We start from the raw sequence: 15,574 nt of genomic DNA on the forward strand, positions 1-15,574 counted from the left end.
ATCAATATAGAAGTGCCTTGCGATAGAGCAAATCGAAATGACAAATTCCGTTTATGTCAGCCCACCAGCTCGCGCAAGCGGTACCAGAACATGCCCAGTGCCAGCAATGGCGAGCGCAAGGCCGGGCCTCCGGGGAAGGTCATGTGCGGCACACCGCTGAACACATCCATGCCTTGACTGTGGCCGGCGTGAATCGCCTCGCCGAGCAGTTTCGCGCACCAATGGGTGACGTTCAGGCCATGGCCCGAGTAGCCCTGCGCGTAGAACACATTCGGCTGTTGCTTGAGGCATCCGACCTGCGGGAAACGATTGGCGGTAATGCCGATCTTGCCACCCCACTGGTAATCGATGCGCACGTCCGCCAGTTGTGGGAAGACCTTGAGCATCTTCGGCCGCATGTAGGCGGCGATGTCCGCCGGATCGCGCCCGGAGTAATGACAGGCGCCGCCGAACAGCAGGCGCCGGTCGGCCGAGAGGCGGTAATAGTCGAGACCGACTTTCTGGTCGCACACCGCAAAGTTGTTCGGAATCAGCTGCGCGGCGCGCTCTTCGGTCAACGGCTCGGTGGCGATGATGTAACTGCCGGCGGGCAGCACTTTGCCGCTGAGTTGTTGTTCGAGTTCGTCCAGATGCGCGTTGCAACCGAGCACCAGACTGCCGGCGCGTACGGTACCGCCCGCACATCGCACCTGAACCGTTGCGCCGTGGATGATTTCCAGCACCGGGCTCTGTTCGAAGATGCGCACGCCGAGCGACGCCGCCAGTCGCGCTTCGCCCTGCACCAGATCCAGCGGGTGCAGGTGACCAGACCCCATGTCCAGCAGTCCGCCGGCATAAATCGCCGAGTTCACCACTTGTGAGCGGATTTGCTCGGGGCTGATCACGCGGGTTTCGTGGGCGTAACCGAGTTCGGCAAGATCGACCAGCTCATCCTTGAAGGCATCGAATTGCGCGGTGGTGTTGGCCAGGTCGCAGAAACCCCAGCGCAGATCGCACTCGATGGCGTTGCTCTCGATGCGCTGGCGCACCAGCTCGACCGAGTCAATTCCGGCACGCTGCAAATACCGCACGCCTTCCTGGCCGACGTACTTGGCGAAGCCGTCGACGTCATGGCCAATGCCGCGAATCAACTGACCGCCGTTGCGTCCGCTCGCGCCCCAGCCTATCCGGCGCGCCTCGATCAGAATCACTGACAGTCCGCGCTGGGCCAGTTCGATGGCGGTGTTGACCCCGGTGAACCCGCCGCCGATCACGCAGACATCGGCGCTCAGATCGCCGTCGAGGACGGCGTAAGGTGTCGTCGCCCGTGCCGAAGCGGCGTAATAGGAGCGGGCGTGTTCTTGGGTGTACTGATTCATTTGTTCGACTTCACTTTGCTCCAGGATCGGGTCATCAGACGCATGATCGATTGGGGCGGGGTGGTGGAAATGTAGAGTTTGTCGAGCACGGCCTGAGAGGGATAAACCTCAGGATTGTTGACCAGTGCCTGATCCATGTATTGCTTGGCGGCCGGGTTCGGGTTGGCATAGCCGACCGATGCACTGACCTTGGCGATCACTTGCGGATCGAGCAGGTAATTAATGAAGGCATGGGCTTCCTTTTCATTGCTGGCGTCGGCGGGGATGGCCAGCAGGTCGAACCACAGGTTGGCGCCTTCTTTCGGAATCGCGTAGGCGATGTTCACGCCATTCTTGGCTTCCTTGGCGCGATTGGCGGCCTGGAACACATCGCCGGAATAACCGAAGGCCACGCAGATGTCGCCGTTGGCCAGATCCGACACGTATTTCGAGGAATGGAAATAGGTGATGTACGGGCGAATGCTCAGCAGTTTGGCCTCGGCTTTTTTAAAGTCTTCCGGGTTCTCGCTGCGCGGGTCCATGCCCATGTAGTTGAGGATGGCCGGGAACACTTCGTCGGCCGAGTCCATCATCGACACACCGCACTGCGACAGCTTCTTGATGTTTTCCGGTTCGAACAGTACGGCCCAGGAATCGATGTGATCGATGCCCAGCACTTGCTTGACCTTGTCGACGTTGTAGCCGATGCCGTTGGTGCCCCACAGGTACGGCACCGAGTGCTCGTTGCCCGGGTCGTTTTTCTCCAGCAGCTCCAGCAGTTTCGGGTCGAGGTTCTTGAAGTTCGGCAACTGCGAGCGATCCAGTTTAAGGAACGCGCCGGCCTTTACCTGACGGGCGAGAAAGTGGTTGGACGGCACGACCACGTCATATCCGGTACGCCCGGCGAGCAGTTTGCCTTCGAGGGTTTCGTTGGAGTCGAAAACGTCGTAGATCACCTTGATCCCGGTTTTGCTCTGGAAGTCGGCGAGGGTGGTTTCGCCAATGTAATCAGTCCAGTTGTAGACGCTGACCTGAGGCTGGGCCTGGGCACCGGCACTGCATGCCAGGGCCAGGGCGGCGGGAATCAGGGATTTCAATAGACGCATATCGACACCTCTTCGAATTATTGGATTTTTCAGGCGTTTCACTGTTTGCAGGTGGTTCACATTCCCCAGTGGGAACGAGTTGTTGGTGGGAGGAGGCTTGCTCCCGAAGAGGCCGGCACATTCAGCATCACTGTTGGCTGACACACTGCTTTCGGGAGCAAGCCCCCTCCCACATGGGATTTGCGGAGTGTGTTAGTTACTCTGCAAAAGGATTTCCCGCTCCCGCATTGAAGTTTCAAGCAGCCAAATACCGACACCTTTTCGAATCTCTGGCTTTTCCCTGGGCTCACTGTTTTAAGGTGGCTCAGCTTTACCTTGTGGGAGGGGGCTTGCTCCCGAAGAGGCCGGCACATTCAGCATCACTGTTGGCTGACACACTGCTTTCGGGAGCAAGCCCCCTCTCACAAAAGCCCTTTCACACAGAGAGGAGGGGATTTGGGTCAGACGCTCAGCATCAGGAACTCGCGCTCCCACGAACTGATCACGCGTTTGAAGTTCTCGTGCTCGGCGCGTTTCACCGCGACGTAGCCGCGGACAAACTTGTCGCCGAGGTACTTCGCGACGGCCTCGCACTCTTCCATTTGCGTCAGTGCATCTTCGATGGTGATAGGCAAGCGCAGGTTGCGGCGTTCGTAGGCGCGGCCTTGTACCGCAGCGCTTGGCTCGATGCCTTCGACCATGCCGATGTAACCGCAGAGCAGGCTGGCGGCAATTGCCAGGTACGGGTTGGCGTCGGCGCCCGGCAAGCGGTTTTCCACGCGCATGGCTTCAGGGCTGGAGGTCGGTACACGCAGGCCGACGGTGCGGTTTTCTTCGCCCCATTCGACGTTGACCGGCGCCGAGGTGTCCGGCAGGAAGCGGCGGAACGAGTTGACGTTCGGCGCAAACATCGGCAGCACTTTCGGGATGTACTTCTGCAAACCGCCGATGTAGTGCAGGAACAACTCGCTCATTTGCCCGTCGGCGCCAGCGAAGATCGGCTTGCCAGTAGCGATGTCCACGACACTCTGGTGGATGTGCATGGCACTGCCCGGCTCGTCGCCAATCGGCTTGGCCATGAAGGTCGCCGCGACGTTGTGCTTGAGCGCCGCCTCACGCATTGTGCGTTTGAACACGGTGATCTGGTCGGCCAGATCCAGCGCGTCGCCGTGACGGAAGTTGATTTCCATCTGTGCCGGGCCGTCTTCGTGGATCAGCGTGTCGAGATCCAGACCTTGCAGCTCGCACCAGTCATAGACGTCTTCGAACAGCGGATCGAATTCGTTGGCGGCATCAATCGAGAACGATTGACGACCACTTTCAGCGCGGCCCGAGCGGCCCAGCGGAGCCTTGAGCGGCAAATCCGGGTCTTCACAGCGCTGGGTCAGGTAGAACTCCATTTCCGGCGCGACAATTGGCTTCCAGCCTTTGTCGGTGTAGAGCTGCAGAACTTTCTTCAGCACGTTGCGCGGCGACAGTTCGATCGGGTTGCCGAACTTGTCGAAGGTGTCGTGGATGACGATGGCGGTCGGCTCGATCGCCCACGGAATCACGTACACGGCGTCGGCCACAGGCTTGCAAACCATGTCGATATCGGCCGGATCGAGCAGGTCGTAGTAGATGTCGTCGTCGACAAAATCCCCGGTTACCGTTTGCAGCAGCACACTTTCCGGCAGGCGCATGCCTCGCTCATGCAGGAACTTGTTGGTCGGTGCGATCTTGCCGCGGGCAATGCCGGTCAGGTCACTGACCACACATTCGACTTCGGTAATCTTGTGATCTTTCAGCCACGTGAACAGCTGATCGAAAGGGGCATTCATAAAGACCTCGTTATTGGTTTTATAGACGCCGGGGAGGGCGGGTTTCATCTTCCGCCCCTTCCCCTGTGGCGCGTTGACGACTATCTTGGGCGAGCCTTGCAGTTCCATCTATCCACTTTAAGCAGCACCAAAGCGCACCAAAAGAGTGCGCAAGGTCACCCCATGACGACGTGCAATTCACTACAGGTCCAAGCGTTCAACACCGCCGATGTATCCGAACAAATCCGCGCCACGCCGGGTTGGGTGCAGCATTACCAGCAGATGTCCCCGGGGCATTTTGCCGGGCAGATCCGGTACCTGGATCTGCAAGGTGTCGAGGTTTATGAAGAGCAGATGAACACCCGCGTCGAGCAGAATTTCAGCGCACCGTCGGGGGCGTTGGCGTTCTGTTTTGATCGCAGCGACAACACGCTGTACCTGCTCAACGAAGAGAGCCGCAACATCTGGATTACCCCGGAGAACTACCAGGAAATCGCCGTGGTCTTCGGCCCCGAGTTCGTCCGCCAGCACGGTCTGGACGTCGCCAGTCTCGAAGGATTGTTCATGGCGCCGCTCAATTGCGGGCAGAACGCGCTGTTCGGTCGATGGTTAAGCTCGACTCTCACGAAGCTTTCGCAACCCTATGATTTATATAGTAAAGACTCGCTAACCCAACAACTGTTGGAGGACTGTTTGTTCCTCCTCGACAACGCTCAAGTGTGCCTCGACCGAGGCGGCCTGCAGCGCCGGGGTGAGGAGCGATTGATCATGAAGCGGGTGGGCGAATGGGCGGCGGATTCACCGGAAGAGACACTGAACCTCATGGAACTGGCGCACGTCGCCGGCGTTTCCCTGCGTCAGTTACAGCACGCGTTCAAGGACTTTACCGGCATGACGCCCAGCCACTGGTTGCGCTTGCGCCGCTTGAACAGCGCGCATCGCGAACTGCTCAAACGCCGGCCCACGGAAACTACGGTGGCTGAAGTGGCGATGCAGTGGTCGTTCTGGCATTTGGGGCGGTTTTCCAGCAGCTATCGGGCGCTGTTCAACGAACTGCCGAGCGAGACACTGAAGCGTTCATGCAAATAAAACGCGCTATGCCGGGCGGGTTTTATTTCTATGAGTGTGGTGGATTGAGTGGTTTGTTGCCTGGCGACTGGCCGGCGTCTGTCAGACGCTTCTGGCAAGTGTCGCGCGATGTTTCTTGGCTGTAATTAATTACCTACAAATCCTTTCGTATCAATCAGTTGCGTAACGTTTATCGACTCATTCGATTTTCTGGAGCCGTTCAAATACGTCATCTAGCGTTCTGCGGACCGGTGCAATGGTTGCATCGGTCTTCATGAAACGAGGCAAACACGATGGCTGTTCCCTTGAACGACTCGCAAAGCAGCAACAACCTTCCGCAAGCGGTGCTTCATCTAATTTCCGGGCAATATCCGGGCGTTGCCCGCGATGCAGGTTTACTGACCAAAGAAGACGTCATCAAGATCAAGCAGTACGTGAAAAAAGGCTTGTCACTGCCCAGTGAATTGCCGGAAGTCGAGTCCTATCTGAAGTACAAGAAGATCGACGTGGCGGGCCTCGAGCCGGCCGATATTCAGGTGCTGTTCAAAAAGATCCGCATTCATGCGTCCAGTTGGGACGCGGTCGAAAGCAAGATCATTCAGCAAAGCATCGACCTTGCTTCGGCGGCAAAAAATATCGTCAGCAGCGGCGGCGAAATCATTTCCGTGATCAAGGAAATGCCGATCATGGATCGCGTCAGAACCAGCCTCGGGCAAATGACCGGCAACGATCTGGCCGGGATCACCTACACCTCGGACGACGGCGAAGTGGCCTCGGCGGTCAGCGAAATCATCAAGTTGATGAAAGTCGATATTCAACGCCAGCAGGGCGCGACCCGGGAACTCAAGGATCGCATCTCCAACTTCAAGATCGAGCTGGCCGGTGGTGATCTGTCGGGCGGCAAGCGCGTGTTCGGTTTGCAGTCGGAAGTGAAGGGCAAGTACGACTTGATGGAGCGCAACAACCTGGTCGAGTCGATTGCCAGCAGCAAGCAGACGATCAAGGACAAGAAGGCGCGGATCACTCAACTGGACAAGGATTACGACTACTACGTCGGTATGTCTTTCTCCGGTGGGCTGCCGATTTTCTGGCCGATTTCCGGTTCGATCTTCGGCCCCAAGGCCGAGACCGCACGCAAGGAGCGCAACGCACTGAAGGCCGAAGTCGATGCACTGGTCGAAAGCGTCAGCGGCAAGGAAAGCCTGCAGAGTGCGCTGGAAAGCTCAATGTCGAATTTCGGCGACATAGGCATTCGCATGGCCGGCGCGGAAGCTGCGCTGAACATTCTCAACACCATGTGGCAAACCATGCTCAGCAAGATCGACGGATCGGCGCAGCAGTTCGAACGCATCAATGATGCCTTACGCCTGACCACGTTCGTCGCCGAATTCGCGCTGGTGATCGACCCGTGGCGCGACGTGAAAAACACCGCCAATGAACTGGTGGCCACGTTCAATGAAGCGCTGGACGAATACAAAAAGTCTTTCAACTGATTGCCCCATTGTTTTGAGGATTATTGCCATGAACGGCGTGACACCCATCAATACCCCGTCTATTCCTGTGGTCGACGTGAAAAACATCGTCCAGACCATTCGCGACATTTCGACCCTCGCGCGTTTTCGCAACGTGCGCTCCGACGTTCTGCAGGAACGCGCGCAGCAGGTTGCCGCGTACTTGAACAACACCGATCAAACCCTGCGCGAAGCCTTTCCGATCCTGCTGACCGCGCTGAGCAATGCCACCGGAGACAGCTATTTCACCGCGCTAGACGAATTGCGCGACGCCCTCACGCGAGAAGACTTGAGCGAAGACGACCGCACTTTGCTCAGCGGCGAAATCCGCAACCTCAAAGGTCTCGTCGAGGCGATGTTCGAGCGTGTAGAGGCCCGTTTTACAGAGTGCGCGCAGCGTCTGAACAACGACGTGCGCAGTGTCTACAGCGTCGAAATCGGTGCACGCGCCGATGAACCGCTGAACGTTGCCAAACAGCGCAAGGCGCGGATTCTGGCGCTACTGGACGAGCATAGCCGTAACAAGGCGACCTGCGTCGAGCAGCGCGACACACTGATCAAGGCCCAGGACGTGATCCGCGAATTCAACCTGGCGGACATGTACAAAAACTACATTCCGACGGGCAAGGAACTCGACAGCCTCGACATGGAGAATCCGAAAAAAGAGGCCGTAAAACAGGGCATCGAACTGGTGCGCAAAGTGTTGGGCGTGGTGTCCGGCGGCATCAAGTACATCGAGCTGGCGACGTCGCGCAATAATCTGGACCAGGAAATCCAGAGCATTTCGCAGACCATGGATGCGCTGAATCACGACCTGCAAGGGGCGGAAGATGTGTTGTCGGACGCTAACGCCATCGTTGAAATCGGTCGTCAGCGCCGCATCGCCGGGGAAGAAATCGCCGCCGTGGCGAACATCTGGAGCGGTTTCGCCGTTGCCGTTGAACGCCTCAAGGGCAGCGACTACGCCCCGAGTGACTGGTCGTCACTGGTCAACCGTTACCGCATGCATCTGCAATCGCTGAGCACGGAGTACAACGCGCTGATGATCAATTGAGGGCAGGGCGCGGTTGGTCGAGGGGCTGACTGCGCCTGTTTGAACCATGTTTCGGTCATCCTTTCTCAGCCGCTCATGTTGTTTGCCACTTATCAAACACTCTTTAGAGTCTGAAATCCGCAGGCTCGAATCGATCGCTCGTGTCCATCTGAATATGCCTGAGTCCTGCGGTTTTCAGATGTGAGTCATAAAGTAATTCCGAAAACCAGGTGATCAACAACGTGCGACGGCGCGCGCCGTTGCGGTTCAGGCTGCCCGCGTGGATCAGGTCGGCGTCGAATATCAGGATGTCGCCTGCGCAGCCCGCCATTTGCTCGGAGCGTGTTTCGTCATTGAAGTCCGGTGGCGGCTCGTCGGGCGCCGGGCGATGGCTGGCGGGGATGATGCGGGTGGCGCCGTTGTCGGGGCTGTAGTCGTCGAGGTACACCAGCGCGTTGACGGTGTCGCCGGGGCGTTGCGCAGACAGGTCGCGGTGCAACTGCTGGTGACCGCCATTGGCGAGCGGTTCGCGGCCCTCGACCTGGGAAAGGAAAAAGCGTTCGCCGATCAACTCACCAACCACCACCAGCACGTGGGGCAATCGGCAGACCTTTTGAACGGTCGGATCGGTGTCCAGCGACGAATGCCGCCAATCGAAGCCTCGGGGCACCGGCCACTCGCTTGAAGGTTTTACGCCGACCTCGAATGCGCGGCGAAGCTCGGCCAGCCAATCAGGTGGAACCGACTGACGGAGCAGCGCGTAGCCGTTTCGGTGGAGGTGGTCACGTTCACTCATGGCTTGCCCGCGTTATCTGACGGGCGAAGTATGGTCGATGTTTTGTGTAAATGACCCGCCTGATCAAAGTCTTGCCCGGGCGGGTCTTTTTTCGTTGTAGTCGACGTCAGAGCGCAGCTTTGACCTGCAGGCCGACGACCAATGCGTTGTCGATGTCCTGCCCGGAAAACGCGCCCGGTTCGATGATGTATTGCAGGTTTGGTCGCAAGGTGAGCCATGGCGTGGCTTGGTAGCCGTAACCGAGTTCGATCAATTGTTCGGCGCTGTCGAGATTGGCGAGCGGCGTGCCGTTGGCCAGCGCAGCTTCTTCCTGCACATCACGGCTTCGCGGGTTGGGTACGGCGCGGCCGTAGCCGAGGGCGACGGTGTCGCGCGGGCGACCTTCGAACGGTTTGTACAGAACCACGCCGGTGCCGTACCACTTGCTGAACGGCGAAGCCGCTTCACTGGCCGCCGAATATTGGCCGAAGGCATGCAGGCTGCGGCCTTCGGATGTCTGCGAACTCCAGACCGCCTGATCGATCAGCAGGTAGTGGCCGCCGCGACCGGACACCTCTTTATCACTGCCGATGCGCTTCACGTCGGAGCTGTCGTAGTAATAACCGAGCTTGTACTCGCCGGGCAGGCTGCCGGCGTGTTTGTACACCAACTCGATTGGCACCACGGTGCCGGTGGTGTGTTTCGGCCCCAGGTGCCAGGCGCGGCTGGAGTCGCCGTTGCTCTCGGGATCGACGTTGAACGCGGCGACGCGCAGTTGCCAGGCCGAACTCAGATCGTATTTCACCCGCACGCCGAGCCGGGCGTTGGGGTAGTTGGTCCAGCCACTGCCGCCGGACATGTTCAGCGGATGCCCGCAGAAACCGGCGTTCATGAAGTTGCAGAGAATGCCGCTGTCGAGGCCGCCGAGGTCGTTGCCCATGGCCATGTAGCCGAGTTTGACGTTCAGCGCCGGGGTGAACAGCGTGCGCTCGTAACTCAGTTCGGTCAGGCGAGTGTAGAGACCGCCGTAGTTTTCCTGGATTGGCAGACGGTTGCCCACCAGATCCTCCGAGGCGCTGTTACCGCGGCGGTCGTTGATGGTCAGCTGGATCTTGCCGGCGTTGTCGACGCCGTAGAGTTTGCTCAGGTCGAATTGAGCCCCGAGTTTGATGTTCTGCGAATAGCGCGCCGAACGGTGCAGGCCGCCATCGGCGTTGTAAGCGGTTTCACCGCTGTAATCGCCAGTGAACTTGATGCCGTCTTCGTCGAGCTGGTGACGCAGGCCGCCCCAGTCGCCCGTGAGGGTGTTGCGGGTGAACACGTTCGAATCGGGATCGGCGAAGGCGGGCAGGGCGGTGGTGCAGGAGAGACCGAACAGCACGCCTGTGAGCATGCCGGAATAAGAAAAGCGAACAGCCAGTGACATTGCTGAAATCCAGAGCGAAAGACATGAAACGGCGCGACACCCGAAGGTGCCGCGCGTAAGTGAACCGAATGAGGGCGCAGCGGTTTACGGCAGGGCGTAAGCCATCACGTAGTCACCGCGATCGGTCGACTGGCGAGCGCCACCGGCGGTGATGACTACATATTGCTTGCCGGTTTTCGGCGAAACATAGGTCATCGGGCCACCCTGGCTGCCAACCGGCAGGCGGGCTTTCCAGATTTCTTCACCGTTGCCGCTGTTGAACGCGCGCAGGTAAAAGTCCTGAGTCCCGGCGATGAAGATCAAGCCGCCTTGTGTCGACAGAGTACCGCCGAGGGTTGGCAGACCAATTTTGATCGGCAGGTGCATGCGGATGCCCAGAGGGCCGGTGTCCTCAACGGTGCCGACCGGCACTTGCCAGGCGACTTTCTGCGTCTTCATGTCGATCGCAGTCAGGGTGCCGAATGGCGGTGCCTGGCACGGAATACCGGCCACCGACAGGAAGCGGTTTTTGTTCACCGCGTAAGGCGTGCCCTTGAGCGGCACAGCGCCCATACCCGTGTTCAGTGCTTCGCCGCCGGAGGTTGCCTGACCTTTGTTCTGCGACGGGATCATCTGAATCCACAGGCCCAGACGCATGTCGTTGACGAAGATGAAACCGTGCACCGGGTCGGTCGAGATGCTGCCCCAGTTCATGCCGCCCAGCGAGCCCGGGAAGCTCAGGGACTTGTCAGTGCCCGGCGCGGTGTACAAGCCATCGTAGCGCATCGACTTGAAGTCGATCCGGCACAGCAACTGGTCGTACGGCGTGGCGCCCCACATGTCCGATTCGGTCAGGTGCTGAGCACCGATCTGCGGCATGCCCACGGATTTCGGTTGAGTCGGCGAGTAAGGTTCGTCAGGGATGTTCGCCGCTTTGACCGGTACTTCTTTAACCTCGGTCAGTGGTTTGCCGGTGGCACGGTCGAGAACATAAATCTGCCCGGCCTTGGTGCCGATCACCAGCGCAGGGACGGTTTTGCCGTCCTTGGTGAAGTCGATCAGGCTTGGCTGCATCGGCAGGTCGAAGTCCCAGAGGTCGTTGTGCACGGTCTGGTAGACCCACTTTTCTTCGCCGCTGTTGGCGTCCAGCGCGAGGATCGAAGCACCGTAGGTGTGGTCGAGTTTGCTGCGTTCCACGCCGTAGATATCGGTGGACGAACTGCCCATCGGCAGGAATACGGTGTTGGTCGCCGGGTCGTAGGACATTGGCGCCCAGCTGTTCGGCGTGCTGCGCACATAGGTGCTGCCGTCGGCCGGTGCCTTTTTATCCTGCGGGTTGCCCGGGTCGAACGCCCAGCGTATCGCACCGGTCATCACGTCGAAACCACGGATCACGCCGCCGGGCATGTCGGTTTGCACGTTGTCGGCCACTCGACCGCCAACCACCACGGTAGTGCCGGCCATGAGTGGCGCCGAGGACAGTTGGTAGTAGCTGTCCGGGACATTGCCCAGACCGGTCTTCAGATCAACCTGGCCGTTTTTGCCAAAACCCTGGCAGAACTCACCGGTGTCGGCGTCGACGGCGATCAGACGCGCGTCGATGGTGTTGGTCAGTAGACGGCGTGTGCAGTTAGCTGCGGGTGCGGCCGGGGTCTCGGTCGCTGGCGAACTGGCCGGTTGGGCGATGGCGGCGCTGGCGTCGAAGTAGGCCATGCCACGGCAACGCTGCCAGACTTTCGACTGGGCGTTGATCGGGTTTTTCCAGAGTTCTTTGCCGGTGTCGGCATCCAGCGCAATCAGGTTGTTGTGTGGAGTGCAGATGAACACTTTGTTGCCGATCTGCAGCGGAGTGAGCTGGTCTTCAGCGCCGTTGCCGTCGCTCTCGGCGACGTCGCCGGTGTGATAAGTCCAGGCCACTTTCAATTTGTCGACGTTGTTGCGATTGATCTGATCCAGCGCGGCGAAACGGCTGCCGCCTTCGGTATTGCCGTAGTGCGCCCAGTCTTTTTGCGCGTTTTGCGGCTCGACCGGTGTCAGGCCCGGGCCGGTGCCGGTTGGAGCGACCGTCGGGTGCGCAACGAACATGTTGCCGGCCGCTACGGCCAGGCCAACCGCCAGAACAGCAGCAACGCCGTACGCACCACGCCCCGGAACGCCGCCATCGGCGCGCTTGAGCATTGGGTAAACCAGCGCAACTGCCAGGCCGACGGCGCTAAACATGAACAGACGCGAGAACACCGGCCAGAACACCAGGCCTGCGTCAATCACGGCCCAGATAGCGGTTCCCAGCAGAAACGCGGCGAACAACCAGGCACCGGCAGACTTGCGACGGGCGATCAGCAGACCGGAAAGGGCCATGACCAGACCACCGACCAGGAAGTACCAGGAGCCTCCCAGACTGACCAATTTCACGCCGCCAGCAGCAAGTGCCAAGCCGAGGAGGGCGACGATCACCCCGAGCCCGACCAGAATGAATGTTGATATGCCTGAGAGGCGTTGACTCTGCTTCACGTTGAATGTCCCGTAGAAATGAGGCGGGCATTATATAGTTAGGTAACTACCTAGTTAAATCACTAAATTATGCTTAAGCGCAGTTCAACGGGAAATCAAGCGTTTAGGGCTGGGCATTATGGTTCTGGAGGGTTTGATAGAAATGGTGGAACAGAGCTGGAAGAGGATTTTTGCCCGCTTTTTTAGTGGTTTTGACAGCTGGTTTTTTCGGAGGGCTTATCGAAAACACATTTGATAGGCTAGGGTGCGAACTGCTCGTCACAAACGATTACAAAATAAATCTACTAAATGACCGTTTAGTTGAGCTATCAAAATGATGGCACCAAAGCCAATGGGAGCAGGCCATGAATAGCCACACAACGCGTGCGAAAGATCTCATTTCGGCACTGCGCCTGGAGCCTCATCTCGAGGGTGGTTTTTTCCGCAGAACCTATCAGGCTGACCATCGAGACATGCTCGACACCCAGAACGGGCCGCGATATTTGCTGACATCGATCTACTACCTGTTGACCGTAGATTCACCGGTGGGCCAGTTTCATTTCAATCAGTCGGACATCCTGCATTATTTCCAGCTGGGCGACGCCATTGAGTACAGCCTCATCCTTGCGGATGGATCGCTGCAGACATACGTGATGGGCAACGATGTTCTCGCCGGTCAGCAATTACAACTGCACGTACCGGGCGGAATCTGGAAAGCTTCCAGACTGTTGAAGGGGTCGAATGGATTTGGCTTGATCAGTGAAGCGGTTTCGCCAGGATTCGATTTTGCGGATATGGAAATGGGCAATCGTCAGAAACTCACTGCACAGTTTCCACAGCATCGCGCGCTGATTGAAAAGCTGACGCGTGATGACGGTTGAAAGCGGCGCGTTGCAGGCATTGGTCACGAAAGGCGTTTTGAGCTCATGAGTGAGATTGAAATCGTACCCACACTCGGGCTGACCTTGTAATACTTTGTTACGTGTAATGTATATTATGTTAAATTATGTATTACGCTGCGCACACGTACAGCTCAAACCATCACCTTATAGATTTCAGATACCACCTGCCTCGTCGCCTCTTCAATCGTTCCCTCATTGCGACACAAAACCCATCCGTGATCCTTGACCGCTTTCTCGAACGTCTTCGTACACGCCACATGCTCGGCGTGCTTCTGGATCACAGTTCCGCCCAAACCTCGCGATCGGTTTGCTGCTCTTGCCCAAGAAATATCCGGATCGGTGACGACACCGACATGCAGATCCGGCACACGCACGTTTCGATCCATGTTCAGCTGGAGAATCTGCGCAAACGGGATAGCTTGGCGAAACGCGGCATCAGACGGATACCAGCGATCAATCAGGATAATGCTGTCCACCGGCTGCCTGGTCAGCACGTGCCGGGAAATCCAGCTACGGCTATCCGCAAGTCGCTGACACACAGCCCACTCCAAATCCAGACATGGATTTCTCGCCAGTATGTTCACCAAAGCCATGGTTTCCGCTCTACAAGGATCGCTTTTTCGTTCGCAAAGCCGGATGACTTTATTGTTGTCGGCCCTCAGAACTGCCGTAACGGCCTCCAGCAACGTGGTTTTGCCGGTTCCTTTGGGCCCATCCAGAGAAATAAACAGCGGGGATTTCATTGTTCTCACAGCGGTTGAGACGTTGATAAGCACTTTAACCTCATTCCCGGCGTTCGATTGCGCTTCCCCGCCCTCGCCTGCACCTTCTTGTAGAAACCAATGCCCTGATCGTCGATCCTGCAATCTTGTCATTTGCTAACGCTTAGGGCAGGGTCGATATCACTGACATCACTGACATCACTGCAAAAGGAGTTACGCCATGTCAAAGCTATATCCCGGTATCGATCCTGAGGGGCTGGTCGAGTACTCCGTGGTCTACACCGACCGCTCGCTCAACCACATGTCGCAGTCATTTCAAGCAGTGATGAAGAACATTTCCAGTACCTTGAAACAGGTCTACAACGCTAAGGCTGTTGCGGTAGTTCCGGGCAGCGGCACATTCGGCATGGAAGCGGTGGCGCGGCAATTCGCGACCGGCCAGCAATGCTTGGTGATACGCAACGGCTGGTTCAGTTATCGCTGGAGCCAGATCCTTGAAATGGGCAACATTCCCGCGGCTACCACGGTTCTGAAAGCCCGCCCGGTCGACACCGCTCGACAGTCTGCCTACGCCCCGCCGCCTCTGGATGAAGTGCTCGCGGCCATCGCGGCACATAAGCCGCGAATCGTTTTTGCCCCCCACGTTGAAACCTCGTCAGGGATCATTCTGCCCGACGAGTACCTGCGCGCGGTCGGCGACGCCGTGCATGCCGTCGGTGGTCTGTTCGTGCTGGACTGCATCGCTTCGGGCACGATTTGGGTCGATATGCAGAAATGCGCCGTCGACCTGTTGATCAGCGCGCCGCAGAAAGGCTGGAGCGCCTCCCCTTGCTGTGCGCTGGTCATGCTCAGTGCGTTGGCCCTCGAGCGCATCGACCAGACGCAAAGCACCAGCTTCGCCTGCGACCTGAAAAAATGGCTGCAGATCATGCAGGCCTACGAACAGGGCGGGCATGCCTACCATGCGACCATGCCCAGCGATTCCCTCGCGCGATTCAACGACGTGATGCAAGAGACGCAGGCCTACGGTTTCGACAAGATCCGCGACGAACAACAGGCTCTGGGTGATCGAGTGCGCGCCATGTTGACCGACAAAGGTTTCAAGAGCGTGGCCGCTCTAGGCTTCCAGGCGCCTGGCGTGGTGGTCAGCTACACCGATGACGCCGACATCAAGAACGGCAAGAAATTTGCCGACCACGGCCTGCAGATCGCCGCCGGCGTGCCGTTGCAATGCGATGAGCCGGCCGACTTTCAGACCTTCCGTATCGGCCTGTTCGGACTGGAAAAGCTGCAGAATATTGAGCGCACTGTCAGCACGCTTGAACAGACACTGGACGAGGTCCTGAACTAAAAAATCATCTTGCCAGCAGTGCATGCCGGAAAGTGCTTGTCCCGGAGCTCGGAAGACTGGCAGGTTGTCAGTTTGAACACTCTGCCATTCTTGCAA

Annotated in this window: 12 protein-coding genes; 5 read left to right on the forward strand and 7 right to left on the reverse strand. The window is 58.2% G+C overall.

From position 1 onward, the window contains the following. Positions 1-56: 56 nt before the first annotated feature. From F2P67_RS08810 to F2P67_RS08820, 3 genes are all read right to left on the reverse strand, one after another. Entirely contained in the window at positions 57-1,358 is a 1,302-nt protein-coding gene (locus tag F2P67_RS08810; protein WP_166219494.1) for an NAD(P)/FAD-dependent oxidoreductase, read from the reverse strand. Next, positions 1,355-2,443 carry a polyamine ABC transporter substrate-binding protein gene (locus F2P67_RS08815; protein WP_166219496.1) on the reverse strand — a complete coding sequence of 363 codons (1,089 nt, stop codon included), beginning with the start codon at positions 2,441-2,443 and terminating at the stop codon, positions 1,355-1,357. Before F2P67_RS08815 ends, F2P67_RS08810 begins: the two co-directional genes overlap by 4 nt. 440 nt (positions 2,444-2,883) lie before the next feature. Further along, positions 2,884-4,242: a glutamine synthetase family protein gene (locus tag F2P67_RS08820; protein ID WP_166219498.1), complete on the reverse strand. Its 1,359-nt coding sequence runs from the start codon at positions 4,240-4,242 to the stop codon at positions 2,884-2,886. A 162-nt stretch (positions 4,243-4,404) separates the two neighbouring features. Here F2P67_RS08820 and F2P67_RS08825 point away from each other — a divergent pair, with 162 nt between their 5' ends. From F2P67_RS08825 to F2P67_RS08835, 3 genes are all read left to right on the forward strand, one after another. Beyond that, positions 4,405-5,310, forward strand: coding sequence for a helix-turn-helix domain-containing protein (locus F2P67_RS08825; protein ID WP_166219500.1), 906 nt, complete (start codon positions 4,405-4,407; stop codon positions 5,308-5,310). Between the two features lie 272 nt (positions 5,311-5,582). Beyond that, positions 5,583-6,782: an alpha-xenorhabdolysin family binary toxin subunit A gene (locus F2P67_RS08830; RefSeq protein WP_166219502.1), complete on the forward strand. Its 1,200-nt coding sequence runs from the start codon at positions 5,583-5,585 to the stop codon at positions 6,780-6,782. Positions 6,783-6,810: 28 nt separating this feature from the next. After that, positions 6,811-7,854 (forward strand): alpha-xenorhabdolysin family binary toxin subunit B, encoded by a 1,044-nt coding sequence (locus F2P67_RS08835; protein WP_166219504.1) that lies wholly within the window; start codon positions 6,811-6,813, stop codon positions 7,852-7,854. Between the two features lie 103 nt (positions 7,855-7,957). Here F2P67_RS08835 and F2P67_RS08840 read toward each other — a convergent pair whose 3' ends face one another. The 3 genes from F2P67_RS08840 to F2P67_RS08850 form a co-directional block, all read right to left on the reverse strand. Next, on the reverse strand, positions 7,958-8,629 hold the full coding sequence (locus tag F2P67_RS08840) for a phytanoyl-CoA dioxygenase family protein (RefSeq protein ID WP_166219506.1): 672 nt from the start codon (positions 8,627-8,629) through the stop codon (positions 7,958-7,960). A gap of 106 nt (positions 8,630-8,735) precedes the next feature. Then, a complete protein-coding gene (locus tag F2P67_RS08845; RefSeq protein ID WP_166219508.1) occupies positions 8,736-10,034 on the reverse strand; it encodes a carbohydrate porin in 1,299 nt (432 codons plus the stop codon). 84 nt (positions 10,035-10,118) lie between these two features. Then, positions 10,119-12,524: a membrane-bound PQQ-dependent dehydrogenase, glucose/quinate/shikimate family gene (locus F2P67_RS08850; protein WP_166219510.1), complete on the reverse strand. Its 2,406-nt coding sequence runs from the start codon at positions 12,522-12,524 to the stop codon at positions 10,119-10,121. 344 nt (positions 12,525-12,868) lie between these two features. Here F2P67_RS08850 and F2P67_RS08855 point away from each other — a divergent pair, with 344 nt between their 5' ends. Beyond that, complete coding sequence (locus F2P67_RS08855) at positions 12,869-13,384, forward strand: cupin domain-containing protein (protein ID WP_166219512.1); 516 nt, start codon at positions 12,869-12,871, stop codon at positions 13,382-13,384. Between the two features lie 152 nt (positions 13,385-13,536). On the opposite strand, the gene F2P67_RS08860 is transcribed toward F2P67_RS08855, so the two are convergent. Beyond that, positions 13,537-14,148 carry a dTMP kinase gene (locus F2P67_RS08860; RefSeq protein WP_166219687.1) on the reverse strand — a complete coding sequence of 204 codons (612 nt, stop codon included), beginning with the start codon at positions 14,146-14,148 and terminating at the stop codon, positions 13,537-13,539. A 199-nt stretch (positions 14,149-14,347) separates the two neighbouring features. Between F2P67_RS08860 and F2P67_RS08865 the strand changes: the two genes are divergently transcribed. Next, complete coding sequence (locus tag F2P67_RS08865) at positions 14,348-15,478, forward strand: aminotransferase class V-fold PLP-dependent enzyme (protein ID WP_166219514.1); 1,131 nt, start codon at positions 14,348-14,350, stop codon at positions 15,476-15,478. The last annotated feature ends 96 nt before the right edge of the window (positions 15,479-15,574 follow it).

The sequence above is a fragment of the Pseudomonas atagonensis genome (assembly GCF_011369485.1).
Lineage (GTDB): Bacteria > Pseudomonadota > Gammaproteobacteria > Pseudomonadales > Pseudomonadaceae > Aquipseudomonas > Aquipseudomonas atagonensis.

Excerpts from the sequence above, each read along its gene's own strand:
- F2P67_RS08810 (WP_166219494.1), bottom strand. The coding sequence starts at position 1,358 with ATGAATCAGTACACCCAAGAACACGCCCGCTCCTATTACGCCGCTTCG.
- F2P67_RS08815 (WP_166219496.1), bottom strand. The coding sequence starts at position 2,443 with ATGCGTCTATTGAAATCCCTGATTCCCGCCGCCCTGGCCCTGGCATGC.
- F2P67_RS08820 (WP_166219498.1), bottom strand. The coding sequence starts at position 4,242 with ATGAATGCCCCTTTCGATCAGCTGTTCACGTGGCTGAAAGATCACAAG.
- F2P67_RS08825 (WP_166219500.1), top strand. The coding sequence starts at position 4,405 with ATGACGACGTGCAATTCACTACAGGTCCAAGCGTTCAACACCGCCGAT.
- F2P67_RS08830 (WP_166219502.1), top strand. The coding sequence starts at position 5,583 with ATGGCTGTTCCCTTGAACGACTCGCAAAGCAGCAACAACCTTCCGCAA.
- F2P67_RS08835 (WP_166219504.1), top strand. The coding sequence starts at position 6,811 with ATGAACGGCGTGACACCCATCAATACCCCGTCTATTCCTGTGGTCGAC.
- F2P67_RS08840 (WP_166219506.1), bottom strand. The coding sequence starts at position 8,629 with ATGAGTGAACGTGACCACCTCCACCGAAACGGCTACGCGCTGCTCCGT.
- F2P67_RS08845 (WP_166219508.1), bottom strand. The coding sequence starts at position 10,034 with ATGTCACTGGCTGTTCGCTTTTCTTATTCCGGCATGCTCACAGGCGTG.
- F2P67_RS08855 (WP_166219512.1), top strand. The coding sequence starts at position 12,869 with ATGAATAGCCACACAACGCGTGCGAAAGATCTCATTTCGGCACTGCGC.
- F2P67_RS08860 (WP_166219687.1), bottom strand. The coding sequence starts at position 14,148 with ATGAAATCCCCGCTGTTTATTTCTCTGGATGGGCCCAAAGGAACCGGC.
- F2P67_RS08865 (WP_166219514.1), top strand. The coding sequence starts at position 14,348 with ATGTCAAAGCTATATCCCGGTATCGATCCTGAGGGGCTGGTCGAGTAC.